Raw genomic sequence first — 24,650 nt, 5'->3', positions numbered from 1 at the left:
GCCTACGGCTGAAGTCAGGGGAGCGAGCGATGACGAAGAGCGAGTCCGGGCCCGTGGTGCGCACCGCCTCCGGGGCGGTGCGCGGTCTGCGGGAGCAGGGGCTGTCGGTGTTCCGGGGCATTCCCTTCGCCGCGCCCCCGGTCGGCCCGGACCGCTTCCGGGCACCGCGCCGGCCCGACCCCTGGGAGGGCACGCGGGAGGCGTACGCGTTCGGCCCGCCGCCCCCGGAGGAGGTGGGACTCTCCGGCCGCACGGTCCAGCCCCGGCAGCCGGAGGGCGACGACTGGCTGACGGTGAACGTCTGGACCCCGGACCCGGATCCGTCCGCCGCCCGTCCGGTGCTGGTATGGATCTACGGTGGTGCGTACAAACTCGGCTTCAGCGGCCAGTCGGCCTACGACGCCCAGCATCTCGCCCGCACGGGCGACGCGGTGCTCGTCTCCTTCAACCACCGCACGGGCATGGAGGGTTTCACCCTCTGGACGGGCGCTCCCGCGAACCGGGGCCTGCTGGACCAGGTGGCGGCCCTGGAGTGGGTCCAGGAGAACATCACGGCGTTCGGCGGCGACCCCTCCCAGGTCACCGTCTTCGGCCAGTCGTCCGGCGCGGGCTCCATCGCCTCCCTCCTGGCCATGCCGAGGGCCCGGGGCCTGTTCCGCCGCGCGATCACCCAGAGCGTGCCGGGCACGTTCTTCTCCGCGGACCTCGCCCGCGACATCGCCGCGGCGCTGGCGGCGGAGGCGGGCCGCGCGCCGACAGCAGAGGACATGGCGAGGACGGACCCGCGCGAGCTGACCCTGGCGGGCCAGGCCCTGGGCATCAAGATGCAGGCGTACGCCGACCGCTGGGGCCAGGCGGCACCGACGGCGCTGCCCTTCGCGCCGGTGGTGGACGGCGAGGTGCTGTCCACGACTCCCTGGGAGGCCCTTTCAGCGGGTGCGGCGCGGGACGTGGACCTCCTGGTCGGCCACAACCGCGACGAGTGGCGCCTGTTCCTGGTCGCGGCCGGCATGTCCGGCAAGATCACGGACGACCTGGCCGCGGGGATCCTGCGGCTGTACGCACCGGGCGGGGCGGCGGGCGAGGCGGCGTACCGCTCGGCCTTCCCGCAGTGGAGTGCGGAGCAGCTCTTCGAACGGGTCCAGACGGACTGGCAGTTCGGGCAGCCGAGCCTGCGGCTGGCGGAGGCCCAGCGGGCAGGCGGCGGCAGCGCCCACGTCTACGAACTGACCTGGCCGGCCCCGGACTCCGAGGGCGCGCTGGGCGCCTGCCACGGCCTGGACATCCCACTGCTCTTCGGCACGTTCGGCGCCGATCTGGCCGCCCTCGCGTTTCCCGGCGGCAGACCCACACCGGAGGCGGAGCGGCTGTCGGCCTTCATCCAGCGCGCCTGGACGGCTTTCGCCCGCACCGGCGACCCGGGCTGGCCGGCCTACGACCCGCGCTCCCGCCTGGTCCAGGTCCTGGACGCGGAACAGCGGGTGGCGCCGTACCCGGAGGAGGCGAGCAGGCGGATCTGGGAGGGCTACGACTTCAGCGCCCTGCCGCTGCTATAGGTTCCCCAGCGGCTCGATGTCAACGCGCAGCGGGGTGCCCCACACCCGGAGCACCTCGTAGTCGGTGAACTCGTGCACGAGCCGGTACGCCATGGCGGGCCGGGACGAGCGGCGCTGGGCGGCGAGATATGCCTCGGCCTCGCGCTTGTCCCGCCGGGGCGTGCCGCACAGCTGCCACTCCTGCCCGTTCCACGCCTCCGGCAGCCAGCGCTGCTGCGGCTGCGGCCGGTCGGCGCGGACGCCGTACCGGGACGGCGCGGTGGCAGCGGCCGCGGCTTCGGTCCGCTCCCGCCCTCCGCCGTGATACTCCGACCGGCGTGCGGCCCGGCGCCGGGTCTCGCACAGCAGACACAGATCGGGCGCGCTCTCGTCGACGGGGCCCTGCGGATGCTCGGGACACCGGGTGGAGGGCGCGCCGGCGGCGACACTCTCGTCCAGCAGATCGAGCGCCCGGCGCAGATCGGCCTTGATCTCGTGCAGCCGGGAGTCCGGGGTGTCGGCACCGAGCGCCTCCCCGTGCTCCCCGACGAGCCGCAGGGCCCGTCCGAGGGCGTTGAGCTGGGCGTGGTTCATGGTCAGTCCGCGTAGTCCTTGAGTTTCTCTGTGTCCAGTGTGATGCCGACCGGAGGCGGCAGCTCGACGGTAGCGCCCCAGGGGTAGCGAGGGGACAGGAGGTAGCGGCCTTCCTTCGGTTCGCTGAAGACGGTGAGGGTGTTGTTGTCGCGATCGATGAGGAGGTAGACGGGGATACCGGCCTCGGCGTAGCCGATGGGCTTGTCGATGCGATCGCGTTGGTCGGTGTCGCGGTCATGTGAGGTGATTTCCACCGCCATGAGGGCGCCGTCGGTCTCCGACCACTCCCCGTGCCCCTTGAAATGGCCCTCGGGTGCGAGGAAGCCGTCCGTACGGGCGCGGCCCTTACGGTAGGACTCGGCCTTGACGCCCCGCTCGGGCATGAGGTTCAGCTCGGGGCGCTGTTGCATGCACTGACGAAGCAGCCACATGAAGATCTCTCCGTGGTTGCCGTCCGGCATGGCTTTGACTACTACCTTTCCGTTGATGTACTCCAGCCGCACGGTTTCCGGGGCAGTGGCTTCCAGCTCTTCGAACTCCTCGACGTCGAGCGGACCGTGCCGGATGCACAGCCGTCCACCGAGGAACTCCAGGCGGTTGCGCAGCTCCCTCGGAGCCCTGCGGGCAAGTTCCTCGAAGTCCTCGACGGACATCTGCGGGCGCTCGGCGGTGTCAGGGGTCATGGCATTGCCTCCTTCCTTCCATGGTGCCCCCGAGTGATCTCGTCGGACCGTAGGAGCGGTCATGCCAGTGTCCTTTCTTGTCGCTTTTGCAAGATCGCAGCACGCATCTCAGCTGCGTAGGAGCGGATTGCGGGAGCCGCCAGGGGCGCATTGGGGTGCGCGCGGTCACGCGGGGGCGCACCCCTGCACGCCTGGCAGAGCCCGTCTGCCAGCGCCTCCGGCCGTCCCGGCACCCCGCACTCCGCGCACTCCAGGATCCGGCGGGGCGGGCGGGGTGGCTGCCGTACGGGTTCGGGCGGGAGCTTCTTGGTCAGGCGGCTGCGGACCAGGTTGGCCGGGTGGTGGACCGGCTTGGGCAGGCCGGCGGTCAGGGCGTGGAGTACGGCCTCGTCGGTGGCTCCCCGGGCGAACCACTCCGCCACCAGCGGAGCGAGTTCCGCACAGTCGGCGGCGGAGAGGGACAGGACCGGGGCCGTACGCCCCAGGGCGGCGAGGAGGATGTGGGCGCGGGAGCGGGTCGGGGCCGGGCGGGCCTGGTCTTCCGGGCGGGCCCGGTCTTCCGGTGGCGGTTCCGGCTGCGGTACGTCGCCGCGCGCGAACGTCGCCCACCAGTCGTCGTCACGTGCGGTGCGGGACCACCACGATCGGGTGATCCAGCGGACGCCGTCCGCACCGGCCAGGCGTTCCCGTCCGCGCCGTAAGTGCCCTGCCTTCTGAAGCCGGTTGAGGGCGGTCCCCAGGGCGCACTGCCCGTACGGCATCACCTTGGCCAGCGTCTTTACGGAGATGTCGGCGCCGTCGGGAAGCCGGTCGAGGTAGGCGGCGATGGCGGCTTCGCGGGCGGGGAGGTGGGCGAAGTCGTGGTTCGTCCGGGGATGTTGTCCGGGGACCGACCGCTTGCCGTAGCCCGGATTGGCCATCGGGTGAGGGAAGGGGTGCGCGGGGGCAGGGGCAGCACTAAAGTTGGCGTAAGCCATGGGATCGAATGTGTCCTTCGATCTTGTAGGTCAGGCCCCCGCACCGGTGTTGGCGCACCAGCGGGGGCCGTTTGCTTATGGCCGCACGTTAGAGGCATGTGACGCTGCGTTGCAAGCCGAACGCGTCAAGTCAACACGCAGGGTGGGAGGGTGGGTTGAGACCCTCCGCCCATTCCTTGAAAAGGGCGCTCGGACCTGGGAGCTCGGGGCTTGAGATTCGGGACGGCTACCTGAGGGACGAGGTGAACGCAGCCCACGCGGCCGAGCTGAAGAAGAGCTTCGGGCCGTGGGGGGCCTTCGAGTCTCGGACGGGGACGAGCGTCCGGTGGGCGGTGGTGACTTCCAGGCAGTTGTTGCCGCCAGCGCTGTAGCTGGACTTGATCCATATGGTCGTGCTCAGGTCGTAGTCAGGGGTGTTCTTCATGTGTGTAATCCTGCGCCAACGCCTCGATCAGGGCCAGGGACTTCTCCCGCGAGAGTGCGGAGGCCACGAGGAGGTCGAACGTGAATCTCAGTTGGGCGACGGTGGCAGGGTCGTCCTCCAGCCGCCCCGTGCGCACTCCCTCGAAGTAGGCCAGCGGAGGGGCGTCCGCGAACTCCATCAGCTTGAGGGCGCCCTGGATCGCCGCGTGCGCTCCCGCGCTGAGCGGCAGTACCTGCACGATGACCCGGTTCCGGCGGATCAGGTCCGCGATGTGGCGCAGGCTCTCCGCCATCACGACCCGGCCGCCGGTCTCCCGGCGAAGCGCCGCCTCGTCAAGCACCGTCCACAACAACGGCTTTGTTGGGTTGTCGAGCAGGCGGATCCGCTCCATCCGCCCCTCCACCCACTCGTCGATGGTCGCCTCCAGTGCCATCGGGTCGTACGCGCGGTTCACGGCCTGTGCGTACGCGCGTGTCTGGAGCAGTCCGGGGATCAGGGAGGGTGCGTACTCCCTGATCGCTGTGGCCTGAGCCTCGGCCTCCGCCGCCTCCGCGAAGGGCTCCTCATACTTCGACTTGGCCGCCGCCTTGCAGTTCCGCAGGAAGAAGCCGTTCGTCTCCAGAACTTCGTCCAGCAGCCGCGCGTGCTCCAGCTGCATCCGCCGCGCCCCCGACTCCAGCTGTCCGACGAACGACCCGCTCACGAAAAGCCGTTGGCCCAGCTGCTCCTGGCTCAGCCCCTTCCGCTCACGGGCATGCCGTAACTCGGCGCCCAGCATGGCGCGCGGCGAGGAGGACGGGTCCAGGTCTTTGGGGCCGGCCATAGCGAGTCCCTCTCCCACAGTTTGCATTGTTGGGATGCCGTATCTGGCCAGGCTAGCGAGCTGTCGACCACGCTGTGTAGCAAATCTGGGACCCGCCGTGGAGGTTGGAAATGCTGCGCACCACCGAAGAGATCGTGGAGTCGCTGCGGGACGCGCTCGCCGGGGTCGGTGTGCGGTTGCCGTCCCTGTGTGTCGATCCGGTGACCGGTGCGAGTGGCGAACCGTTTGCGTTGGTCGACCTGGGACGCTGCAATGTCCGTACCGCCGAGCGGCTGACGGACGTGCTGAACGCGATGTCCGTCGGTGAGGAACTGCGGGTCAAGGTGCGGCAGGTGAACCGGCAGAGGCGCAGCCGTTGAGCAGACTGGTCGAGGCCCTGCACCGCTTGAACGCCGCCTACCCCTGGGACCACAACGCCCACTGTCACCGCTGGCTGCTGCGGCAGTTGCCCCGCGCGGCCGGGCGGGTCCTGGACGTGGGGTGCGGCAGCGGGGAGCTGGTGCGGCGGCTGGCCGGGCGGCGGGCGGAGGCGGTCGTGGGGGTCGATGCCGATGCGGGGATTCTCGGGCGGGCGAGGGAGTCGACCTCCGTCGATGCCCCCGTGCCTACGTACTCGCCGAGGCGCCCGGCCGCCTTCCCCCGGGTCCCTACGACGTCATCACCTGCGTCGCCGTACTCCACCACCTTCCCTTCGCCGGGACTCTCGTCCGGTTCCGGGAGGAGTTGGCGAGCGGCGGCACCCTGGTCGTCGTCGGCTGTGCGCGGGCGGAAGGGGGGCTCGACCACGCGCTCGGGCTGGCGGCCGTAGCGCTCAATCCGTTCATCGGGTGGGTGAAGAACCGGGGGCGGGCCACGTCGCACCGGCCCGTTTCGATGACCGCTCCCGTCCGGGATCCGGAGGTGACCTTCGCCGAGATCGGTCGCGAGGCCCGGCGGATTCTTCTCGGGGTCCGGCTCCGCCGCCGGCTCTTCTGGCGCTACACCCTCGTCTGGCGCGCCCCGTAGGACCGGCGTCAGCGGTTGCCGTGCGGGCCCAGGTGGCCCCGGTGGCCCGGGCGGATCAGGCTGCCCGCGCCGCACGTGGGGGTGTTCTCGCGCACTTGCAGCGGCGAGACCTGCTTGAGGACGGGGACCACGGCGAGGGTGTCGGCGCAGTTCGCGGTGTCGGAGATCGTCCACTGGCCGTTGCCGTGGGCGGCCTTGGCGGTGGGCGTGGTGGCCGTGTCGGCCGGGGCGTCGGCGTGGGCGGGGGCGGCCAGCGCGGCGGCGGAGGCGGCGGTGAGGGCGGCCGTGGCGAGGAACTTCATCGTCGTCATGCTGAGGCAACGAGCGGCCACCGTCGTGCGTCACACGGCGGCGCTCGGCCGGGGGGCGCGCGGGAGGCCGAAGAGGTACGTCGCCACGAAGCCGACCGCGTAGCCGGTGAGCAGGCCGCCCGCGTAGACGGCGACCGCCGCGCCCGCGCCCCGGTTGCCCGTCAGCAGCGGGAACAGGGCCCAGCCCGACGGGCCGATCGCGGTCGCGCCCACCGTGGTGCCGAGCATCGCGAAGAAGCCGACGAACGCCCCGCCCGCGGCCCCGCCCGCGCACGCCGTCAGGAAGGGCCGGCCCAGCGGCAGGCACACGCCGTAGATCAGGGGTTCGCCCACACCGAGCAGGCCGGCCGGGAGGGCCGAGCGGATCGTCGTACGCAGTTCGCCGTCGTGGCGCAGGCGGACGTACACCGCGAGCGACGCGCCCACCTGGCCCGCGCCCGCCATGGAGAGGAGGGGGAGGAGGACCGTGTAGCCCTGTTGTGTGATGAGGGTGGTGTGGATGGGGATCAGGGCCTGGTGCAGGCCCAGCATCACCAGGGGGAGGAACAGACCGCCCAGCACCAGGCCCGCCGCCGCGCCGGCCGTGGTCAGGAGCCAGTTCGCCGCCGTGCCGATCGCCGACGCCGCCGCGCCGGCCGCGTACATCAGGCCGTACAGCGTCACGAGGCCGGAGACGAGCACGGTGACCGTCGGTGTGAGCAGGACGTCCAGCGCGCCCGGTACCCGGCCCCGTACCCACTTCTCCACACGGGTGGCCAGGAACGCGGCGGCGAGGGCGCCGAGCACGCCGCCCTGGCCGGGGGACAGGTGGGCCCCGAACGCCGTCACCTTCGACACTCCCGGGTACACGACGACGGCCGCGGCGGCCCCGCCGAGCACCGGGGTGCCGCCGAACTCCCGCGCCGTGTCGACGCCGACGAACACCGCGATCAGGGCGAGGAAGGCGGAGGCGATCACGGACAGGGCGGGGGACAGGGAGGGGAACCAACCGGCGTTCAGCAGAAGGCCGTTGAGGCCGGCGAGGATGCCGCAGCCGACGAGGGCGGGGATGAGGGGGACGAAGACGTTCGCGATCCGGCGCAGGGCGGTCCTGACGTCCGTCTCCTGCTCCGTTCCTCCCTTGTCGGCCCGCGCCGCCGCCTCCGCCACCGTCCTCGTCACCGCCTCGGTGACCTCCTCGACCACCCCCGGCCCGAGCACGACCTGGCAGTCCGGGCCGTCGGCGACCAGGCCCAGCACCTCCGGGACCGCCCGCAGGGCCGCCTCGTCCACCGCCGTCGGGTCGGCGAGGGTCAACCGGAGGCGGGTCATGCAGTGGGTCGCGGAGGTGACGTTGGCCGGGCCGCCGACCAGGGCGAGGACGGCGGTCGCGGTGGAGGCGGGGTCGATGCGCACGCCCCGAGCGTGCGGGTCAGCGGGGCGCGTGCGCCAGCGCGGCACGCAGACGGCCGCCGGACTCCTCCAGAAGGCGGGCGGCCGTGGGGCCGTCGACGTCGGCGAGGAGGGCGAGGATCGCGTTCTTCGCCTCGCCGCCGGACTCGGCCAGCGCCCGCTCGATCTCGTCGTCCGCCGCGCCGGTGGCGAGGGAGACGATGCGGCGGGAGCGGGCCCGGAGCTTGTCGTTCGAGGCCCGGACGTCGACCATCAGGTTCCCGTACGTCTTGCCCAGCCGGATCATCGTGATCGTCGACAGCATGTTCAGGACGAGTTTCTGGGCCGTGCCGGCCTTCAGACGGGTCGAGCCGGTGATCAGTTCGGGTCCGACGACGACCTCGATGCCGTGCTCGGCGGCGGCCGCGAGCGCGCTGTGCTCGTTGCAGGCCAGGCCGATGGTCAGGGCGCCCTGCGCGCGGGCGTGTGCGACGGCGCCGATCGCGTAGGGGGTGCGGCCGGAGGCGGAGATGCCGACAACGGTGTCATCGGGTGTGAGTTTCAGCGCGTCCAGGTCCTGGCGGGCCAGCTCCGTGGAGTCCTCGGCTCCCTCCACCGAGGTGACCATGGCCGTGGGGCCGCCCGCGATCAGGCCGACGACCTGGGCGGGGTCGGTGTTGAAGGTGGGCGGGCACTCGGAGGCGTCCAGGACGCCGAGCCGGCCCGCCGTACCGGCGCCGGCGTAGATCAGCCGGCCGCCGCGCGCCATCCGTTCGGCGACGGCGTCGATGGCGGCGGAGATCTCCGGGAGGCGTCGCGCGACGGCCGTGGGCACGGCGGCGTCCTCGCCGTTCATCAGGCGGGCGAGGTCGGGGGTGGGCAGGCGGTCGATGTCGGCGAGCTCGGGTCGGAAGGCCTCGGTGGTCAGGGAGGCCAGTTGGCTGCGCAGGTCGGGCGAGGTCATGGGGGGTCGGCTCTTTCCAGTGCGGGTCGGGTGCAATTCCCTAGAGGCGCGGGGAACTGCGCGATCAGCCACTACGGACCCGCAGATCCCCTCCATGGTCAGTCCTACGGTCTATCGCGAACCACTCCGGTGCCGATGAGCCAAGGCCTCGTAGGAAGCGGCCAAAGCCGGCGCAGCCGTCTCGTACGTCCGCTGGGCCACACCCACGAACAGGCAGTCCACCACGAGCAGTTGACTCGTCCGCGAGGACATCGCGGCGGGTCGCAGCTCGCTCTCCCGTGAGGTGGACGTGGCCAGCACGTGGTCGGCGTACTGGGTGATCGGCGAGTCGGGCCGGCCGGTGATCGCGATGGTCGTCGCCCCGTGTTCGAACGCGACCCGCAGCGGCTCGATGACGTCCCCCGTCGAGCCGGAGTGGGTGATCGCGATCGCCACGTCGCCCGAGCGGAGCTGCACCGCGTTGGTCACGGCGAGGTGCGGATCGCTGTGGGCGTGGGCTATGAGGCCGATGCGCAGGAGCTTCTGGGTGAGGTCCTGGGCGACGAGGCCGGAGGCGCCGATGCCGTACACGTCCGTCCGGCGGGCGCCCGCCAACGCGGTGACGGCGGCGCCGAGCTGGGCGGTGTCCAGTCCGGCGGCGGTGTCGGCGAGGGTCTGCTGCTCCTCGTAGGCCAGCTTGGTGACGACGTCGGCGATGGGGTCGTCCACCGCGATGTCGGTCGTGATGGCCGGTGCCCGGCCCGACTGCTGCTGTGCGGCCAGCCCGGCCAGGGCGAGCCGCAGGTCCCGGTATCCCGGGTAGCCGAGCAGGCGGGCGGTGCGGACGACCGTGGCCTCGCTGGTGCCGGTCAGTTCGGCGAGGCCGGTGACCGTGAGGGCGGCGCAGCCGGCCGGGTCGTTCGCGACGGCCTCGGCGACGCGCTGCATGGACCGGGTCATGGAAGGGGCGAGGGTGCGCACCTTCGCGGCGAGGGATCCGCCCGGACTGCCGAAACTTTCCTTCACGTCCTGGGTCACACGTGAAAGATATTTTCGGTTCGGTGCGGCGGTCAAGAGTGCGCACAATGGGTTTCATGGACCCCGTCGATCCCGCCAACCCGGCCCATCCCGTCACGCCTCTCGAACAGGCCCTGCACGCCGCCCGTGCGCTGGTGCTGGCCGATCTGGTCGCGGGCGAGGTCGCGCAGGCGGACGTGGTCTCGCTGGTCGAGGACTCCGTGGCGGAACGGCGCTGGTGGGTCGAGCAGTGGCCGGACGGGGTGGCGTACGTCGCCGGGCTGGTCGCGCAGGACGTGCAGGACGCGCTGCTGGAGCGGTACGGCCGCTGGCCGCTGTGCCCGGTGTGCGGCTCGGGCGACCCGCACGCCCTCGACGTGGAGCCGGAGCTGGGCCCCGACCCGCACTGGGTCTGCCACAAGGCGGGCGTGAAGGTCGCGGCGGTCGGCTCCCTGGGCTCGGCCGCGGGCCCGGCGGCTTCGTCGTGAGGCGGGCGGCGTGCGGCCTGAGGCACCGGTGACCCCGTGACCCTCTACATCGACCCGCCCACCTGGCCCGGGCACGGGCGCCTGTGGTCGCATCTGGTCAGCGACGTGTCGTACGACGAACTGCACGCGTTCGCCGCGACGTTGGACATCCCCGTCCGCGCCTTCGACGGCGACCACTACGACGTTCCGGAGCGCCGGTACGCGGACGTGGTGGCGGCGGGGGCGGTGGAGGTCAGCAGCCGCACGGTGGTGCGGCTGCTGCACGCCTCGGGGCTGCGGCGGCGTAAGCGCAGGGGGGATCAGGCGCGGCGCAGGTAGAGCCCGAGCCCCTCCTCCATGCCGTGCTCGGTCCGGGCGGTCCGCTCCTCCTCCGGGGTGGCCCGGGTGAAGCCGGCCCGGGCGACCACCCGCTGCGAGGGGATGTTGGTGTGCTCGATGGTGGCGACGACGACCGAGACGTCGTCCCGGGCCAGCGCCCGCTCGGTCAGGACGCGCAGCGCCTCGGTGGCGTAGCCGTGTCCCCGGGCGCCCTCGGCGAGGTCGTAGCCGACCTCGACCCAGCCCCCCTCGTTCGGGGCGCCGTGGAAGCCCATGCCGCCGATCGCGCGGCCGTCCTCGTGCCGGACGAGGGCGAAGACCCCGAACTCCGGGCGGTGCGTGCCCGCTTCGTACGCCTTCACCAGGGAGCCGGACGCGCTCCGGGTGCCCTCGTAGGGGCCGCCCTCGATCCAGTCGAAGCCGCCGTCGCCCCCGAGGCGCAGATCGCGGGCGGCGGCCGGGCGGATGCCGACCAGGTCGACCCGATCGGCCGGGACGACCAGGTTGTTGTGCCAGTGCCAGCCGGTGACCGGGGCGCGGCCGGGCAGCTCGCCCCGGCCGGTGGCCCACAGCAGGGTCGGCCAGGGCGCGGGACCGGGCTGGACCTGCGGGAAGATGCAGGTCAGGACGGACTCGACCAGGTCCTCGTCCGGGGCGTAGGAGAGTCCGAGGCCCTCGGCGATGTCGTGGGTGTGCAGCAGCACCTCGGCGATGCCCATCGCCGCGAAGCCCTCGCGGTCGGCGCTGCGGAACGGGTAGGGGTGGAAGGCGCGCACGCCGGGCGGGGCGGTGTCGACGGTGGCGGCGAGCAGCGCGCCGGTCGTCTCGATCACGTGCAGCAGGCCGGTGTTGTCGGTGCCCTCTTCGAGGGTGATCTCGAAGGGGACGTACGCGTCCCGGGCGCGTCCGGCGAGGTTGCCCGCGTAGCCCAGGCAGTCCTCGGCGATGTGGAACGCGGTGGCGTGGCAACTCCACTCCACCCGGCCCGCCTTGACGGCCGTCCAGTCCCGGTCCGTCGCCTGCCGCAACGCCGCCGTGCAGCTCGCGACGGCCCGCTTCACGTCATCCCCGCTGATCGTTCGCATGGGGCGCACTGTAGGCGGGAGCGTCGGCTCAGGTCGACAGCAATTCCAGCTCGGATCCGAGGTTGTAGCGGGCCGTGGCCTCCCAGTGCTCCCGGCCGTAGGGGGTGTGGAACAGGCGTGGCAGTGCGAGGAGTTGGCGCAGGATCGCGCAGCGGCCGTCCCGGAAGGCGTCGTTCGGCACGAAGTGGTACTCCTCGCGCACCTCGGCGGTGTAGGCGGCGTACGCCGACGGGGGCGCGGCCAGGATCGCGAGGTCCGCGTCGCACAGCACCTGGCCGTCGCGGTCGTCGCCGGACGGGTCGTGCGTGACGGTGAGCCGGACCAGCCGGGCCACCTCGGCGGTCTTCTCCGGTGACACCCCCGCCTCCGGGAGCGCGCGCTCGGCGAGCCGCGCCGAGCGCTCCTCGTTCTCGGAGCGCTCGGGCAGGTAGACGGCGTCGTGGAACCAGGCGGCCAGCCGTACGGCGTCCGGGTCGGCGGCGTGGTCCGCGAGGACGTCGACGTGGTCGAGCACCGCCGCCAGGTGGGCCACCGTGTGGTACCGGCGCTGCGGCTCCTGCCAGCGGGCGAGCAGGTTGTCGGCGTACGGCGCGGGGTCGGGGCCGCCGCCGGGGGCGCGGGCGGCTTCCAGGGCGCGGGCGAAGCGGAGGCGCAGGGCGTCGAGGTCGGCCATGGGCCCATTGTGGCGTGCGGGTGGCTCATTGCCGCGTGCGGTCGGCCACGGGGTGGGGCAGGGCGTACCCTTTGGATTGGACTAGACCTCTAGAGCCGTACTTGGAAACCTGGATCTGTAGCCGCGATGAATGGGGTGCCATGAGCAAGCGTGCAGTCCTGGAGGTGATCGCGCTCGACGTGGCGGACGCGGTCGCCGCCCAGGCCGGAGGCGCGGATCGCCTGGAGCTGGTCACCGAGATGGCGGCCGACGGGCTCACCCCCGCGACCGCCACCGTCGCCGGGATCCGGGCCGCCGTCGACATCGACCTGCGCGTGATGCTGCGGCTGTCGGACGGGTTCGCGGCGGGCGCCGCCGAGGACGTCGCCGCTCTGGTCCGGGCGGCGGGCGAGCTGCGGGAGGCGGGGGCCGACCAGTTCGTGCTCGGCTTCCTCGACGCGGACGGCGCGGTGGACCTGGCGGCGGTGGAGCGGGTGGTCGCCGCCCTGGACGGCTGCGCCTGGACCTTCCACCGGGCGATCGACCACGCCGCCGACCGCGACGCCCTGCGCAAACAACTCGCCGACCTGCCCGGCCTGGACGCCTACCTCACGGCGGGCGCCGCCGCCGGCGTGGACGAGGGGCTGCCCACGCTGGTCGCGGAGGCGGGCCGCCGTGGCGAGCCCGGGTACGACCAGACGGTCCTGGTCGGCGGCGGGCTGCGCCTGGAGCACGTCCGCCCGCTGCGGAACGCGGGGATCGACGCGTTCCACATCGGCGGCGCGGCCCGCTCCGCGGGTTGGGCCGGGCCCGTTTCCGAGGAGGCCGTGCGGGAGTGGCGGAGGGTGGTGGACGGGGAGTAGGACCGGCCCCGCCCACCGCGTCACCCTGCCGCGATCGCGACCAGGACGAACAGGAACACGAGCGCGAACGCGCTCAGCGGCAGCAGGCCGAACATGCCCGCCGGGCGGCGCAGGACCGGCTTGCCCGGGTCCAGGCCGGGGCCCATGGCGGCCATCGGCGGGGGGATCTTGCGGATCTTGGACAGGGCGAAGAGGTTGATCAGCAGCGTGATGGGCGTGATGATCATCGACATCGGGCCCCACCAGCCCTGCACCATCGTGTCCGACTGCATCTTGCGGAACACGGCGAGCGCGCAGGTCTGGCAGAAGGTGCCCTTCCGCCACAGGTTCCGCATCACGATCAGGAAGCCCTGGTGGCCACGGATCGTCACCCGTGTGGCCGGCCCGGCCCCGCACACGTCGCAGCCGGGCCCGGCGGGCGCCTGCTGGCTGTAGTCGAAAGGTCCCTGCTGGTACGGCGCCCGGGGCTGACCGTAGGCGCCGGGCGCCTGCTGGGGCTGGTACGGCGCCGGGGCCGGCTGCTGGTACGCCCCGGGCGCCTGCGCGTACGGCCCGGGGGCCTGCTGGTAGGGACCCGGCTGCTGCGGGTACGCACCCGGCTGCTGCGGGTACGCACCCGGCTGCTGCTGGTACGGCCCCGGCGCCTGCGGGTAACCGGGATGCGGGGACGGCGGTGTGCTCAACGGAGGCCTTTCCATGGGGACGTGGCGGAACGGAGCAGCACCCTACTCATCGTTCTTCTCAGCGAGTTGCGCAGGCACCGGTGCCGCGTGCGTCACGATCAGCCCGGACACGGCTCGCGTGAGCGCCACGTACAGCCGCCGCAGACCCGTCCGTTCGTCCGGCTCGCCGTCCACCACCGCCTGGGGCTCGTCCAGGGCGACGTAGTCGTACTCCAGGCCCTTGGCGAGGGAGGCCGGGACCAGGGTGAGGCGGGTCTCGCGGGTGGTTTCCTCGCCGGGGGCGAGATACGCGATCCCCGCCGCCGTCAGGGCCTCGGCCAGGGCCGGGATCCGGGCGTCGGCGGCGATCAGGCCCGTCGAGCCCTCGTTGCCCAGCAACTCCTCGCACGCGGCCACGACTTCGGCGGCGTCCGTGATCGCGCGGACCTCGAAGAAGCCCGGGTTCTCACGGACCGAGGCGACCGGGGTGAGGCCGGGCGCGATGTGCGGCAGGAGCCGGGAGGCGTACGTGATGACGTCCGTCGGCACACGGAAACCGGCCGTCAGCTCCTCGATCACGCCCTCGCGCTTGCCGAGGTGGGCCAGCGCCTCGTCCCAACTCCGGGTCGCCCACGGGGTCGTGCCCTGGGCCAGGTCGCCGAGGACGGTCGCGCTGCCGGTGGTGCAGCGGCGGCCCACCGAGCGGTACTGCATCGGGGACAGGTCCTGCGCCTCGTCCAGCACGACATGGCCGAGCGAATGGGTGCGCTGGATCAGGTCGGCCGCCTCGTCGACCAGCACCGCGTCCGCCGACGACCACCGGGCCGACTTCACGCTGCGCACCGGCCTGTCCCACAGGATCGTCTTCTGCTCGTCCTCGTCGAGGATCCCCTCGGCGTGCTCGGCGAGGAAGTCGGCGTCCGTCAGCAGGCGCAGGACGAGCTTCGCCGGGTCGACGACCGGCCAGAGAGCCTTCACGGCCGCCTTGACCGCGCTGTTGCGGGCCACCGCGTCCTGCACCCGGTCGTCCGGCGCCTCACCGGCCCGCTCCATCTGCACCAGCACCGCGTGCGCGATCCGCTGCGGCAGCGCCTCGCGGGCGGCGCCGTACCGGATGTCCCGCTCCAGCAACTCCCGTACGACGTCTTCCAGTTCGTGCGCCGGTACGCGCCAGCGCCGGGAGCCGCGCACCACCACGACCGGTTCCGTCGGCATGCTCACGTGCGCGTACAGCGCCCGGCGCAGCACCTCGGCCATCCGGGCGTCGCCCTTGACCACGGCCGCCGCCGCCTCGTCCGCGCCGCGCACCTCCACGTGCGCCACCAGGTCGTCCACCGTGGCCTGCTGCACCGCCAGCTCGCCCAGCGCCGGGAGGACCTGCTCGATGTAGTGCAGGAAGGACTTGTTCGGCCCGATGACGAGGGTGCCGGTGCGGGCCAGCCGCTCCCGGTGGGCGTAGAGGAGGTAGGCGACCCGGTGCAGGCCGACGGCGGTCTTCCCGGTGCCCGGCCCGCCCTGGACGCAGACGGTGCCGCCCAGCCCGGAGCGGACGATCTCGTCCTGCTCGGGCTGGATGGTGGCCACGATGTCCCGCATGGGACCGACGCGCGGCCGCTCGATCTCCTGCTGGAGGAGCCTGCTGGTCTTCGCGCTCTCCTCCGGGTCGGACAGGTGCTCGTCCTCGTACGCCGTGAGGTCCCCGCCGGTGTAGCCGAAGCGACGGCGCAGCCCGACGTCCAGCGGGTCCTTCTTGGAGGCGCGGTAGAACGGCTGCGAGACCGGGGCGCGCCAGTCGATGACCATGGGGTCGCCGTCGTGGTCGTGCACATGCCGGCGCCCGATGTAGAACTGCTCGCCCTCCGCGCCCTCGGCCCGGTCCGCACCCGGCGCGTGGAGGTAGTCCAGCCTGCCGAAGAACAGCGGGGTGTCGCTCAGGTCGGCCAGCGCCCTGATCCGGTCGTCGATCTGGCGGGCCAGCACCTGGGCGTTGACCCAGTTCGCGGCGACGTCCTTGATGTCCAGCGCCTCCACGTCCTCGCGCATGGCGCGCAGCGCGGCACGGGAGGACGCCAGATGGGCGCGCTCCCGGGCGAGCGGGTCGTCGAGCGGGGCGGCGGACGGGGCGTCGAGCGGCTCTTGGGCGGGCGTGGACAAGGGGGTGCCTCCGGTAGACCTGCTGGGTGGCTACGACGATGCCGCACGGTTACCGACCGGGCGGCGGCACTCCGCTGAGGGGAGGCGGGCAAGAGAGGAGATTTTAGTCGGGGCGGGGAGACGAGCGCCAATGAATTTCTGTCCCCTAGGGGACACGTGATCCCTGGAGCAGGGGGCGGAGTCCACCCGGGGGCCTACTCCGGGGCATCCGGAATTGGCTCTGGAGACCGATGCGGGTCTTATGCCCGCAGAGCCACCATGGAGACATGAGCGCAGCATCCATCTCCCCGGCCCCCGCCCGGCCCCCGTCCGGCGCCACCGCCACGGACGGCCCCCATCACCACCCGATCGGCAACGCCCTGCGCGCCCTCAAGGTCTTCGCGGAAGCGGCGGTCAGCGTCGTGATCTTCGGCGAGTACGGCGAGGAAGCGGGCATACGCCGTAAGTAACCCCGGCTCAGCCCCCCGCGAGGATCTCGTCCGCGTCCACGATGCGGTAGGCGTAGCCCTGTTCCGCCAGGAAGCGCTGGCGGTGGGCGGCGAAGTCCTGGTCGATCGTGTCGCGGGCGACCACCGAGTAGAAGTGCGCCTGATGGCCGTCGGCCTTGGGCCGCAGCACACGCCCCAGCCGCTGCGCCTCCTCCTGCCGCGACCCGAACGTGCCCGACACCTGGACGGCGACCGTCGCCTCCGGCAGGTCGATGGAGAAGTTCGCGACCTTCGAGACGACCAGCACGCTGATCTCGCCCTCGCGGAAGGCGTCGAAGAGCTTCTCGCGCTGGGCGTTGGAGGTCTCGCCCTTGATGACCGGCGCGTTCAAGTGCTCGCCCAGCTCGTCGAGTTGGTCGATGTACTGCCCGATGACGAGGATCTGCTGCCCGGCGAACCGGCGCACGATCGCCTCGGTGACCTTCCGCTTGGTGTCCGTCGTCGCACAGAAGCGGTACTTCTCCTCCGTCTCGGCGGTGGCGTACGCGAGCCGCTCCGAGTCGGTCAGGTTGACCCGCACCTCGACGCAGTCGGCGGGCGCGATGTACCCCTGCGCCTCGATCTCCTTCCAGGGCGCGTCGAACCGCTTCGGCCCGATCAGCGAGAACACGTCCGACTCCCGGCCGTCCTCGCGCACCAGCGTGGCCGTCAGCCCCAGCCGCCGCCGCGCCTGAAGATCGGCGGTGAACTTGAAGACGGGAGCGGGCAGCAGATGCACCTCGTCATAGACGATCAGGCCCCAGTCCCGGGAGTCGAAGAGCTCCAGGTGCGGGTAGACGCCCTTCCGCCGTGTCGTCAGCACCTGGTAGGTGGCGATGGTGACCGGGCGGATCTCCTTGCGCGTCCCGCTGTACTCGCCGATCTCGTCCTCGGTCAGCGAGGTCCGCTTCACCAGCTCGTGCTTCCACTGCCGGGCCGAGACGGTGTTCGTGACCAGGATCAGCGTCGTCGACTTCGCCTGAGCCATCGACCCGGCCCCGACCAGCGTCTTTCCGGCACCGCACGGCAGCACGACCACACCGCTGCCGCCGTGCCAGAAGTTCTCCACGGCCTGCTTCTGGTACGGCCGCAGCGCCCAGCCGTCCTCCAGCAGCTCGATCGGGTGCGCCTCGCCGTCGACGTACCCGGCGAGGTCCTCGGCCGGCCAGCCCAGCTTCAGCAGCACCTGCTTGATCTGCCCGCGCTCGGAGGGGTGCACGGCGACGGTGTCCGGGTCGATCCGGGCGCCCACCAGCGGGACGATCCGCTTGGACCGCAGCACCTCCTCCAGCACGGGCCGGTCGGTGCTGGTGAGGACCAGTCCGTGCGTGGGGTGCTTGGACAGGGTCAGCCGGCCGTAGCGGTCCATGGTCTCGGCGATGTCGACCAGCAGCGCGTGCGGCACCGGATACCGGCTGTACTGCACGAGCGCGTCCACGACCTGCTCGGCGTCGTGCCCGGCCGCCCGCGCGTTCCACAGCCCGAGCGGCGTGACCCGGTAGGTGTGGATGTGTTCCGGCGCCCGCTCCAGCTCGGCGAACGGCGCGATGGCCCGCCGACAGTCGTCGGCCCGCTCGTGGTCGACTTCCAGGAGCAGGGTCTTGTCGGACTGGACGATTAGGCAGGACACGCATACCTCCACGGATAGGATCTCCAGCGTGACAGACACTGCACCTGTCACCGCTCGGGCCATGCCCCGTGCCCGGCGCCGGAAGGGCGTACCGGCCAGCGCGCCGGGGATGCGCGCCGCTATCTATGTTCGCCCATCGCGTGAAATGGACGAGACGGCTTCTGAAGACATCGATGTCTCCGGCTTCTCGCGGGGCCTCGATAGATCAGGCAGGCCGAGGAGGCCTTGGCTGACTTGCCGGCTACGTCATGGATCTGGACGGTTCTTTCTGGGGGCTGCCCGGCCGTTGTTCACTTATTGTGAGCAGGAGGTCACTGGCGGACTGTCGGCCGTTGGCGGAGGGGCGCGCGATGCCACCACGGAAACCGATCCCGGGATCGGGTCACCAATCACCCCGCGTGGTGCTTGCCATCGAGCTGGCCCGGCTGCGCACCGAGTCCGGCTGGTCCCTGCGGGAGCTGGCCGGCAAGGTCGGGTGGGACCACTCGCAACTGCACAGTCTGGAGCGGGGCAAGACCCTCGGCGGACCCGAGATCATCGAGGCGCTCGACGTGGTCTACGGGACGAAGCCGCTGCTGATGCGGTTGTGGGAGATCGCCAAGCAGGAGACCGTGTTCCGCGACAAGTACGTGCGGTACATGGAGCTTGAGGCGGAAGCCGTGGTCATCGAGCACTATGCGGGGAGCTTCCTGCACGGCATGTTTCAGACCGAGGCGTACGCGAAGGCGTTGTTCTGGTCGACGCCGCATCTCCCCAGCCAGGTCCCGGAGTTGGAAGAACAGCTTGTCGGCCGCATGAGCAGGCAGGAGCTGCTGCTGTGCGAGTCGCCTCCACACCTGCGGGCGATCATCGACGAGGCGGTCCTGCGACGGCCACTCCTGGACGCCGGGGAATGGCGTGGACAACTTGCCCACATCGTCGAAATGGCGTCCCAGCCGCACGTGGCTGTCCAGGTTCTGCCGTACTCGGTGGGGTTGCATGATCTCCTCGGCGGACTGGTCGCCTTTCTCCGGGGCCTCGACGGGACCACAGCGGTCTGGGTGGAGAGCAGCAAGAGTGGTGAACTGCTGGAGGACGCAAGGGAAGTCGAACAACTCAGGTTGTCCTACGATGCACTTCGGGACGTGGCCCTTTCGCCCCAGGACTCGGTGGCGTTCATTGAGCAAGTGATGGAGGACAGCGCACCATGCGATCCCCTGGCATCGACCTGAGAGTTGCTTCGTGGCGCAAGTCCAGCTACAGCGACGGAGGCGCCGGCAACTGCATCGAGGTAGCCCACGACTTCCCCGCCGTCATCCCCGTCCGCGACAGCAAGGCGCCGCACGGCCCGGCCCTTGTCTTCCCGGCCGACAGCTGGGCTTCGTTCGTCGCCGCCGTCAAGGGCGGCAGGCTCAAGGGCTGAGCCGCGGGCCGGGGTCAGTCCTCCGCCAGCTCCGCCACCCCCGTGATCCGGTGCAGCGGATACGTCCGGACCTCGTCCGCCGTGTGGTCGTAGGCCGTGACGAAGCCGCCCTCGACGCGGACCGGGGCGATGACGCGCTGGCTGGCCGAGCCCTCGGCGTTGACGTAGCCGATCCAGAGGGATTCGCCGGTCAGGACGGCGGCCTGCATGGTGGCCAGGGTCTCGGCGGAGGAGGTGCGCGGCAGCTCGCCGCCCGCCAGCGGGGCCCTGCTCCCGGTCCCGGGCTCGGAACCGGCGGGCTTGCGCGGGGCGGTGGCCGCCAGGTCGCCCGCGCGGATCGCGCGGATCGCCGCCGTGAGGAGCGTGGCGTCGGGCGGCGGCGGGCCGTCCGGGACCGGCTCGGGTGCCGTGCGCGGCGGGGTGCGGTGGGCGTGGGCGCGGGCGATCAGGACGTCGCCCTCGGCGGACTCGGCGGCCGGTGCGAAGCCCATCGCGCGCAGGCCTTCCAGCAGGGCCGCCGGGTCGGACTGGGCGGCCAGCACGGTCGGGGCCAGCCGGCGCAGCCGCAGACCGGCGGCGCGCTTGTCGGCCAGGATCTCGTTCAGCAGGGCGTCGTCGTCGCAGCGGACGTACGCCGAGGCCGCGCCGACCCGCAGATGGCCGTGCTTGCGGGCCACGTCGTCGATCAGATAGGTGAGCGGCTGCGGGACCGGCGTACGGGAGTGCTCGGTGAGGAAGGCGTGCAGGTCGGAGGCGGTCCGGCCGGCGTCCAGGGCGCGGCGCACCGAGGCGGGCGTGAAGCGGTAGACCGTCGCCCCGCCCTTGGACTCGACGTCCGCGAGCACGTCCAGCGTGTCGGCGAGCGGCCGCTGGAGCGGGCCCGGCGCCACCGCCGTCAGGTCGGCCTGGAGCAGGACGTGGTCCAGGGGTTCGGGCAGCAGCGGGGCGAGGACGCGGGCGGCGGCCGCCGTCGCCGCCGCCTGCTCGGCGGGGGAGAGCGGCGCCGGGGCGGGGCCGGGCGCGTGGTGGTGGACCGGCAGCTTGGCGCCCGGGCCCGCCGGATTCTCGGCGACCGGGGCGGGCGGCGGCGCCGGTGCGCCGAGCAGCGCGCGCCCCTGTGCCGACAGCGCGCCCCGTCCCGTGATCCCCAGCAGTTCCGCCTCCGACAGGGTCCAGCGGGCCAGCCGGGAGCGCAGGTCCTCCTCGCCGTCCTCCTGCCGGGGCCCGCGCAGCGGCCGCTCCCAGCCCAGCCGGTCCAGGACCGACCCGGTGTCCGGCGCCGTGCCGGTCGGCAGCCCGGCCAGCAGGGTCAGTACCCGGTGCCGTACCTCGGCGGCGGCCGAGCGGTCCAGGCCCGGGCCGAGCGCGGAGAGCGTACGGTCCTTCGCGTCCCGCCCGCCGACCAGCCCCGGCGTCCGGGTGCCCGCGAGCCAGGCCTCCGCGAGGCGGGTCCAGCGCTCGGCGGCGGGCCGCTCCAGCCACTCGTCGTAGCCGGGCGTGGCCGCGTACCGCTCGTCGGCCTCGCCGTCGGAGGCGATCAGACCGGCCGCGTACGCCAGCTCCACCCAGAACGCGGCGACCGGCTCGGAGACGTCCAGGGCGACGGCCGTCCGCTTCAGATCGCGCACGCTCAGCCCGCCGGCCCGCAGCACGCCCGGGCCGCCCTCGTCCCAGTCCTTCAGCAGCTCCTCGACGGTGGCGAGCGCGGTGTACGCCTGCCCGGCCGCCGTCGCGTCCACCACCTGCGGGCTGTGGGCGGCGGCCGGTTCGACGGCGGGCGGCAGCGGCTCCGGTGTGCGGTGGGCCCGGCCCTCGCGCAGATGCAGGGCCACCTCGCGTGGGAGCACGACCGTGCCGGGGGCGGTCGGCAGCAGCAGGCCCCGGTCCAGCAGCCAGCGCAGATGGGCGGCCGGATCGGCGGTGACCTGCCCGTACGGCGGCCCCCACACCAGCCGGTGCAGCACGTCGAGGGCGGCGTCCGGGGCCCCGGCGAGCAGCTTGGCCATCTTCTTGCGGTGGCCGAACAGCGCGGTGAGCGCGGTCACGGCGGACACGGCGTCGTGGGTCGACGGCAGCCCGGCCGTCGTCACGATCTCCTGTATCCGGCCCGGCGACATGCCCGACGTCGCCTCCTGCACGGACGGGCCGAGCCCGGTCGGGGAGGGGTGCTGCGGGGCGGGGGCGAGGAGTTCACGGGCGGTGCGCACGAGCCGCAGCCGCTCGTCGTCGCCCCACACCAGGGCCTGCTCGCGCAGGGTGGCGACGGCCCTCGGCAGCGCGGCGGTCACGCTCTCGTCGGCCGCGTCGCCCGCCATCAGCCCGAGCAGGGTGGCGTACGACGCCGGTTCCGGGGCCACGGCCAGCGCCTCCGCGGTCTGCAGCGCGAACCGGTCCAGCCGCTCCAGCGCGCGCAGCACCGAGGCGCGGGTGCCGGCCCGGGTCGCGAGCTGGGTGAGGTCGGTCGGCACGGGCGTGATGAGATCGGGCCGGCTGCGCAGGAGCGCGGACAGCGAGGAGTCGTCCCTGGCGCGCAACGCTTCCGCGAGGGAACGGGGAGCTGGTCGGGCCGCTTGGCTCATCTGACCCACGGTAGCGGGTGCGTCCGTTCCCGCCGAGTGAGTCGGGGGAGGGCGGCCAGGCGGTACCGTCCTCAGCGGGGTTTCCACACCGTCGCCCCGGAGGGGTTCCGTTGGGGATCGAGAGTGACAAGGTCGTCTACGAGTACCTGAGCCGTGTCGGAGACATCGCTCAGCAACGGCAGTTGCCGTCGTCCACGCGCATGCGGCTGGTCTCGGAGCTGCGCAACGAGATCGACCGGCACCGGGCCAGGGTGACGGTGGACTCGCCCGCCGCCGTCCGCCGCATCCTGGACCGGCTCGGCAGCCCCGACGACGTGGTCGAGGCGGCGGGCGGCACGTCCGGCACCGGCGGTATGCCGCAGCCGCCCGCCGCCGCCGTACCCGTACAGCCCGCGCCGCGCGAGCGGAAGCGGCCCGCGAAGCCGGCGGAGGGGGATGCCGACGACGGCGCGGGGCGGCCCAAGGGCCTGCGCCGGGTCGTACCCCGTCCCCGTTCCCGCCCCCGCCCCGCGGACCCCGAGCCCGCGGGCCCGTCCGTCCCGCGTGACGCGCCGTCCCCGGCACGCCCCGGCCCGGCGTACGACTTCGGTGACGACCTCCCCCGGCCCGACTGGTGGCGCACCGGCGACACCCCCTTCGGCGGGGCCGGGACCGACTCCGTGCCGGGGTTCGTGGGCGGTGTGGAGATCCCGGAGATGCTGCGGCGGCCGCAGCGGGAGACGGCGGCCGAGAAGCCGGAGAAACCGGAGAACGAGGCGGCCGGGGCAGAGGCCGGGGCGGCGCCGGACGCCGCCGAGGAGGACGCGTCCGCCGGGCGCCGCCGCCTGCTGCCCCTGGGCCCCGCCGCCGGCTGGACCAACCCCCTCCTGCTGCTGGCCGCCGCCGCGCTGGTCGCCGGCGCGGTGCTCGGCAACTGGTTCGCGCTGCTGCTCGGCTGGGTGATCGCCTACGGCTCCCGCAGGCTGACCGCCGCGGAGACCAAGACGGCCGTGATGATCCTGCCCGGCGCGGCGGTGGCGGCGGGCCTGGTGTGGTTGTGGGGTCGGCAGGACGGCCGCTGGGGTCGGCCGATCGCGCAGGGACACATGGCGGACGCGGTCGCGGGGACGTGGCCGTGGGTGGTGCGGGGTGCGGCGATCGCGTCGGCGTTGTTCCTGGTGTGGCGGTCGCAGCGGCGCGGGTGAGGCGCCTCGCCCCTCCGGGGCGCTCGTACGCACCCGGCACAATGGGCGGTATGACTCTCACCGTCGGCTTCGACCTCGACATGACCCTCATCGACTCCCGCCCGGGTATCCGTGCCTGCTACCTGGCGCTGGCGGAGCGGACCGGGACGTACATCGACGCCGACCTGGCGGTGACGCGGCTCGGGCCGCCGCTCGCGGAGGAGCTGGTCAACTGGTTCCCCGAGGAGCGGATCCCGGCGATGGCGGACCTGTACCGCGAGATGTACCCGGCGATCGCCATCGCCGCGACCCCCGCCATGGACGGTGCGAGGGAAGCGATAGAGGCCGTACGGGCGGCCGGCGGGCGGACGCTGGTCGTCACGGCGAAGTTCGAGCCGAACGCCAAGCTGCACCTCGCGCACCTCGGCATCGAGCCCGACGTGGTCGTGGGCGACCTGTGGGCCGAGCAGAAGGCGCAGGCGCTGCGCGAGTACGGAGCGCATGTGTACGTCGGTGACCACACCGGGGACGTGCGCGGGGCGCGCACGGCGGACGCGTTGTCCCTCGCCGTGGCCACGGGGCCCTGCTCGGCGGAGGAACTGCGCGCCGCGGGCGCGGACGTCGTCCTGGACGACCTGTCCGCGTTCCCGGGGTGGTTCGACGGCTACCGTTCGGCGGCCGCGGCCCGCGCCTGACGCCGGCCGACCGCCACCGACCGCACCAGACCGGCGCCGGCGAGCAGGAAGCCGACGCCCATGAGCATGCTCAGCAGGTACATGTAGGTCGGGAAGGGCGTCGCGCCGAGGAACAGCGGGGTCACCGTGACGAGGGTGGCCAGCGCGCCGATGAAGAACACGACGGCACCGGCACGGATCAGTCGGTCGCCGGGCCCGGCGGAATTCGCTTGGGTTTTGTCACGCACCGGACCAGGGTAGTTCCCAGCCACGGTGAACAACCGGGGGGCGTCTTGTCACCCGCCTGAAGAGCATTAGCCTTGGTAGCACTTGGTATCGCTAGGTAGCAGCGGGTCACGGTCGACCCGCTCGCTTGCTATCGAGAGCCGTTTCCGAAGTAGTTTTCCCGACGACATACGAGGACGAGGACAGACGTGCCTACCGGCAAGGTCAAGTGGTTCAACAGCGAGAAGGGCTTCGGCTTTCTCTCCCGCGACGACGGCGGTGACGTCTTCGTCCATTCCTCGGTTCTCCCCGACGGAGTCGACGTACTCAAGCCGGGACAGCGCGTGGAGTTCGGCGTCGTCGCCGGTCAGCGCGGTGACCAGGCGCTCTCGGTGACGGTCCTCGACCCGACGCCGTCGGTCGCGGCGGCCCAGCGCAGGAAACCGGACGAACTGGCCTCGATCGTGCAGGACCTGACGACCCTTCTGGAGAACATCACGCCGATGCTCGAGAAGGGCCGTTACCCGGACAAGGTCTCCGGCAAGAAGATCGCCGGCCTGCTCCGCGCGGTCGCCGACCAGCTGGACGTGTGAGACCTCGGGGAG

29 protein-coding genes are annotated in these 24,650 nt (G+C 72.5%); 13 read left to right on the top strand and 16 right to left on the bottom strand.

All coding sequences use genetic code 11. The features are described 5' to 3' along the window. Nucleotides 1-29 precede the first annotated feature (29 nt). A complete protein-coding gene (locus BIV23_RS19530; protein ID WP_071382175.1) occupies nt 30-1,556 on the top strand; it encodes a carboxylesterase/lipase family protein in 1,527 nt (508 codons plus the stop codon). On the opposite strand, the gene BIV23_RS19525 is transcribed toward BIV23_RS19530, so the two are convergent. From BIV23_RS19525 to BIV23_RS19505, 5 genes are all read right to left on the bottom strand, one after another. After that, the gene (locus BIV23_RS19525) at nt 1,551-2,129 is read right to left on the bottom strand and encodes a hypothetical protein (protein ID WP_071382174.1); all 579 of its coding nucleotides are present in this window, start codon (nt 2,127-2,129) and stop codon (nt 1,551-1,553) included. The genes BIV23_RS19530 and BIV23_RS19525 overlap by 6 nt on opposite strands. Nucleotides 2,130-2,131: 2 nt before the next feature. Next, nucleotides 2,132-2,812 (bottom strand): Uma2 family endonuclease, encoded by a 681-nt coding sequence (locus BIV23_RS19520; protein WP_177239959.1) that lies wholly within the window; start codon nt 2,810-2,812, stop codon nt 2,132-2,134. A gap of 59 nt (nt 2,813-2,871) precedes the next feature. Then, the gene (locus tag BIV23_RS19515) at nt 2,872-3,732 is read right to left on the bottom strand and encodes a hypothetical protein (protein ID WP_071382173.1); all 861 of its coding nucleotides are present in this window, start codon (nt 3,730-3,732) and stop codon (nt 2,872-2,874) included. Nucleotides 3,733-4,015: 283 nt separating this feature from the next. Beyond that, nucleotides 4,016-4,213: a DUF397 domain-containing protein gene (locus BIV23_RS19510; protein WP_071382172.1), complete on the bottom strand. Its 198-nt coding sequence runs from the start codon at nt 4,211-4,213 to the stop codon at nt 4,016-4,018. Further along, nucleotides 4,197-5,036 (bottom strand): helix-turn-helix domain-containing protein, encoded by an 840-nt coding sequence (locus tag BIV23_RS19505; protein WP_071382171.1) that lies wholly within the window; start codon nt 5,034-5,036, stop codon nt 4,197-4,199. The genes BIV23_RS19510 and BIV23_RS19505 overlap by 17 nt, the downstream gene beginning before the upstream one ends. Nucleotides 5,037-5,146: 110 nt before the next feature. On the opposite strand from BIV23_RS19505, the gene BIV23_RS19500 reads away from it, so the two are divergent. The 3 genes from BIV23_RS19500 to BIV23_RS53575 are packed head-to-tail and all read left to right on the top strand — an operon-like array spanning nt 5,147 to nt 6,041. Further along, a complete protein-coding gene (locus tag BIV23_RS19500; RefSeq protein WP_071382170.1) occupies nt 5,147-5,395 on the top strand; it encodes a hypothetical protein in 249 nt (82 codons plus the stop codon). Then, a complete protein-coding gene (locus BIV23_RS53580; protein WP_425443502.1) occupies nt 5,392-5,844 on the top strand; it encodes a class I SAM-dependent methyltransferase in 453 nt (150 codons plus the stop codon). Before BIV23_RS19500 ends, BIV23_RS53580 begins: the two co-directional genes overlap by 4 nt. Next, entirely contained in the window at nt 5,760-6,041 is a 282-nt protein-coding gene (locus BIV23_RS53575; protein ID WP_342746372.1) for a hypothetical protein, read from the top strand. Before BIV23_RS53580 ends, BIV23_RS53575 begins: the two co-directional genes overlap by 85 nt. An 8-nt stretch (nt 6,042-6,049) precedes the next feature. Here the strand turns inward: BIV23_RS53575 and BIV23_RS49660 are convergent, their stop codons facing one another. The 4 genes from BIV23_RS49660 to BIV23_RS19475 form a co-directional block, all read right to left on the bottom strand. Further along, the gene (locus BIV23_RS49660; RefSeq protein ID WP_143079094.1) at nt 6,050-6,352 is read right to left on the bottom strand and encodes a hypothetical protein; all 303 of its coding nucleotides are present in this window, start codon (nt 6,350-6,352) and stop codon (nt 6,050-6,052) included. A gap of 30 nt (nt 6,353-6,382) precedes the next feature. Further along, complete coding sequence (locus BIV23_RS19485) at nt 6,383-7,747, bottom strand: PTS transporter subunit EIIC (protein WP_071382216.1); 1,365 nt, start codon at nt 7,745-7,747, stop codon at nt 6,383-6,385. A gap of 16 nt (nt 7,748-7,763) precedes the next feature. Continuing rightward, a complete protein-coding gene (murQ, locus tag BIV23_RS19480; protein ID WP_071382168.1) occupies nt 7,764-8,687 on the bottom strand; it encodes an N-acetylmuramic acid 6-phosphate etherase in 924 nt (307 codons plus the stop codon). 111 nt (nt 8,688-8,798) lie between these two features. Next, nucleotides 8,799-9,704 (bottom strand): MurR/RpiR family transcriptional regulator, encoded by a 906-nt coding sequence (locus BIV23_RS19475; protein ID WP_071382167.1) that lies wholly within the window; start codon nt 9,702-9,704, stop codon nt 8,799-8,801. Nucleotides 9,705-9,760: 56 nt separating this feature from the next. Here BIV23_RS19475 and BIV23_RS19470 point away from each other — a divergent pair, with 56 nt between their 5' ends. Both BIV23_RS19470 and BIV23_RS19465 read left to right on the top strand, forming a co-directional pair. Continuing rightward, nucleotides 9,761-10,171, top strand: coding sequence for a hypothetical protein (locus BIV23_RS19470; RefSeq protein WP_071372546.1), 411 nt, complete (start codon nt 9,761-9,763; stop codon nt 10,169-10,171). 36 nt (nt 10,172-10,207) lie between these two features. Beyond that, complete coding sequence (locus tag BIV23_RS19465) at nt 10,208-10,489, top strand: DUF4031 domain-containing protein (protein WP_071382166.1); 282 nt, start codon at nt 10,208-10,210, stop codon at nt 10,487-10,489. Here the strand turns inward: BIV23_RS19465 and BIV23_RS19460 are convergent. Then, nucleotides 10,471-11,550, bottom strand: a complete 1,080-nt coding sequence (locus tag BIV23_RS19460; RefSeq protein ID WP_071382165.1) for a GNAT family N-acetyltransferase — start codon at nt 11,548-11,550, stop codon at nt 10,471-10,473. The two genes, BIV23_RS19465 and BIV23_RS19460, sit on opposite strands and share 19 nt — an antisense overlap. A 52-nt stretch (nt 11,551-11,602) precedes the next feature. Continuing rightward, the gene (locus tag BIV23_RS19455) at nt 11,603-12,247 is read right to left on the bottom strand and encodes an HD domain-containing protein (protein WP_071382164.1); all 645 of its coding nucleotides are present in this window, start codon (nt 12,245-12,247) and stop codon (nt 11,603-11,605) included. Nucleotides 12,248-12,387: 140 nt separating this feature from the next. Between BIV23_RS19455 and BIV23_RS19450 the strand changes: the two genes are divergently transcribed. Continuing rightward, nucleotides 12,388-13,089, top strand: a complete 702-nt coding sequence (locus BIV23_RS19450; RefSeq protein ID WP_071382163.1) for a copper homeostasis protein CutC — start codon at nt 12,388-12,390, stop codon at nt 13,087-13,089. 20 nt (nt 13,090-13,109) lie between these two features. Here BIV23_RS19450 and BIV23_RS19445 read toward each other — a convergent pair whose 3' ends face one another. Beyond that, nucleotides 13,110-13,772, bottom strand: coding sequence for a hypothetical protein (locus tag BIV23_RS19445; protein WP_071382162.1), 663 nt, complete (start codon nt 13,770-13,772; stop codon nt 13,110-13,112). A gap of 42 nt (nt 13,773-13,814) precedes the next feature. Next, a complete protein-coding gene (locus tag BIV23_RS19440) occupies nt 13,815-15,905 on the bottom strand; it encodes a HelD family protein (RefSeq protein WP_071382161.1) in 2,091 nt (696 codons plus the stop codon). 266 nt (nt 15,906-16,171) lie between these two features. Here BIV23_RS19440 and BIV23_RS19435 point away from each other — a divergent pair, with 266 nt between their 5' ends. Beyond that, the gene (locus BIV23_RS19435; protein ID WP_071382160.1) at nt 16,172-16,354 is read left to right on the top strand and encodes a hypothetical protein; all 183 of its coding nucleotides are present in this window, start codon (nt 16,172-16,174) and stop codon (nt 16,352-16,354) included. A gap of 7 nt (nt 16,355-16,361) precedes the next feature. Here the strand turns inward: BIV23_RS19435 and BIV23_RS19430 are convergent, their stop codons facing one another. Next, nucleotides 16,362-18,002, bottom strand: coding sequence for a DNA repair helicase XPB (locus tag BIV23_RS19430; RefSeq protein ID WP_071382159.1), 1,641 nt, complete (start codon nt 18,000-18,002; stop codon nt 16,362-16,364). A gap of 398 nt (nt 18,003-18,400) precedes the next feature. On the opposite strand from BIV23_RS19430, the gene BIV23_RS19425 reads away from it, so the two are divergent. Continuing rightward, entirely contained in the window at nt 18,401-19,213 is an 813-nt protein-coding gene (locus tag BIV23_RS19425) for a helix-turn-helix domain-containing protein (protein WP_177239958.1), read from the top strand. After that, a complete protein-coding gene (locus BIV23_RS19420) occupies nt 19,189-19,404 on the top strand; it encodes a DUF397 domain-containing protein (protein WP_071382158.1) in 216 nt (71 codons plus the stop codon). The genes BIV23_RS19425 and BIV23_RS19420 overlap by 25 nt, the downstream gene beginning before the upstream one ends. 14 nt (nt 19,405-19,418) lie before the next feature. Here the strand turns inward: BIV23_RS19420 and BIV23_RS19415 are convergent, their stop codons facing one another. Further along, nucleotides 19,419-21,983: a helicase-associated domain-containing protein gene (locus BIV23_RS19415; RefSeq protein ID WP_071382157.1), complete on the bottom strand. Its 2,565-nt coding sequence runs from the start codon at nt 21,981-21,983 to the stop codon at nt 19,419-19,421. Nucleotides 21,984-22,093: 110 nt separating this feature from the next. On the opposite strand from BIV23_RS19415, the gene BIV23_RS19410 reads away from it, so the two are divergent. Together BIV23_RS19410 and BIV23_RS19405 are read left to right on the top strand one after the other, a co-directional pair. After that, a complete protein-coding gene (locus BIV23_RS19410) occupies nt 22,094-23,167 on the top strand; it encodes a hypothetical protein (RefSeq protein WP_071382156.1) in 1,074 nt (357 codons plus the stop codon). Between the two features lie 50 nt (nt 23,168-23,217). Beyond that, nucleotides 23,218-23,841 (top strand): HAD family hydrolase, encoded by a 624-nt coding sequence (locus BIV23_RS19405; RefSeq protein ID WP_107471213.1) that lies wholly within the window; start codon nt 23,218-23,220, stop codon nt 23,839-23,841. Here BIV23_RS19405 and BIV23_RS19400 read toward each other — a convergent pair. Continuing rightward, on the bottom strand, nt 23,811-24,068 hold the full coding sequence (locus BIV23_RS19400; protein WP_071382154.1) for a hypothetical protein: 258 nt from the start codon (nt 24,066-24,068) through the stop codon (nt 23,811-23,813). The genes BIV23_RS19405 and BIV23_RS19400 overlap by 31 nt on opposite strands. Nucleotides 24,069-24,254: 186 nt before the next feature. On the opposite strand from BIV23_RS19400, the gene BIV23_RS53245 reads away from it, so the two are divergent. After that, the gene (locus BIV23_RS53245) at nt 24,255-24,638 is read left to right on the top strand and encodes a cold-shock protein (RefSeq protein WP_071382153.1); all 384 of its coding nucleotides are present in this window, start codon (nt 24,255-24,257) and stop codon (nt 24,636-24,638) included. Nucleotides 24,639-24,650 lie beyond the last annotated feature (12 nt).

This window comes from Streptomyces monashensis (assembly GCF_001866665.1).
In the GTDB taxonomy this organism is placed as follows: Bacteria; Actinomycetota; Actinomycetes; order Streptomycetales; family Streptomycetaceae; genus Streptomyces; species Streptomyces monashensis.
The sequence above is the reverse complement of the archived record's forward strand: the minus strand, read 5'-3'. Positions and strand labels throughout refer to the sequence as shown.

Bases quoted from the DNA above. Each gene is read 5' to 3' on its own strand.
- BIV23_RS49660 (WP_143079094.1), bottom strand. From the start codon at position 6,352: ATGACGACGATGAAGTTCCTCGCCACGGCCGCCCTCACCGCCGCCTCC.
- BIV23_RS19450 (WP_071382163.1), top strand. From the start codon at position 12,388: ATGAGCAAGCGTGCAGTCCTGGAGGTGATCGCGCTCGACGTGGCGGAC.
- BIV23_RS19500 (WP_071382170.1), top strand. From the start codon at position 5,147: ATGCTGCGCACCACCGAAGAGATCGTGGAGTCGCTGCGGGACGCGCTC.
- BIV23_RS19420 (WP_071382158.1), top strand. From the start codon at position 19,189: ATGCGATCCCCTGGCATCGACCTGAGAGTTGCTTCGTGGCGCAAGTCC.
- BIV23_RS19525 (WP_071382174.1), bottom strand. From the start codon at position 2,129: ATGAACCACGCCCAGCTCAACGCCCTCGGACGGGCCCTGCGGCTCGTC.
- BIV23_RS19510 (WP_071382172.1), bottom strand. From the start codon at position 4,213: ATGAAGAACACCCCTGACTACGACCTGAGCACGACCATATGGATCAAG.
- murQ (WP_071382168.1), bottom strand. From the start codon at position 8,687: ATGACCTCGCCCGACCTGCGCAGCCAACTGGCCTCCCTGACCACCGAG.
- BIV23_RS19520 (WP_177239959.1), bottom strand. From the start codon at position 2,812: ATGACCCCTGACACCGCCGAGCGCCCGCAGATGTCCGTCGAGGACTTC.
- BIV23_RS19505 (WP_071382171.1), bottom strand. From the start codon at position 5,036: ATGGCCGGCCCCAAAGACCTGGACCCGTCCTCCTCGCCGCGCGCCATG.
- BIV23_RS19405 (WP_107471213.1), top strand. From the start codon at position 23,218: ATGACTCTCACCGTCGGCTTCGACCTCGACATGACCCTCATCGACTCC.
- BIV23_RS19455 (WP_071382164.1), bottom strand. From the start codon at position 12,247: ATGGCCGACCTCGACGCCCTGCGCCTCCGCTTCGCCCGCGCCCTGGAA.
- BIV23_RS19470 (WP_071372546.1), top strand. From the start codon at position 9,761: ATGGACCCCGTCGATCCCGCCAACCCGGCCCATCCCGTCACGCCTCTC.
- BIV23_RS19515 (WP_071382173.1), bottom strand. From the start codon at position 3,732: ATGGCCAATCCGGGCTACGGCAAGCGGTCGGTCCCCGGACAACATCCC.
- BIV23_RS19530 (WP_071382175.1), top strand. From the start codon at position 30: ATGACGAAGAGCGAGTCCGGGCCCGTGGTGCGCACCGCCTCCGGGGCG.
- BIV23_RS19435 (WP_071382160.1), top strand. From the start codon at position 16,172: ATGAGCGCAGCATCCATCTCCCCGGCCCCCGCCCGGCCCCCGTCCGGC.
- BIV23_RS19415 (WP_071382157.1), bottom strand. From the start codon at position 21,983: ATGAGCCAAGCGGCCCGACCAGCTCCCCGTTCCCTCGCGGAAGCGTTG.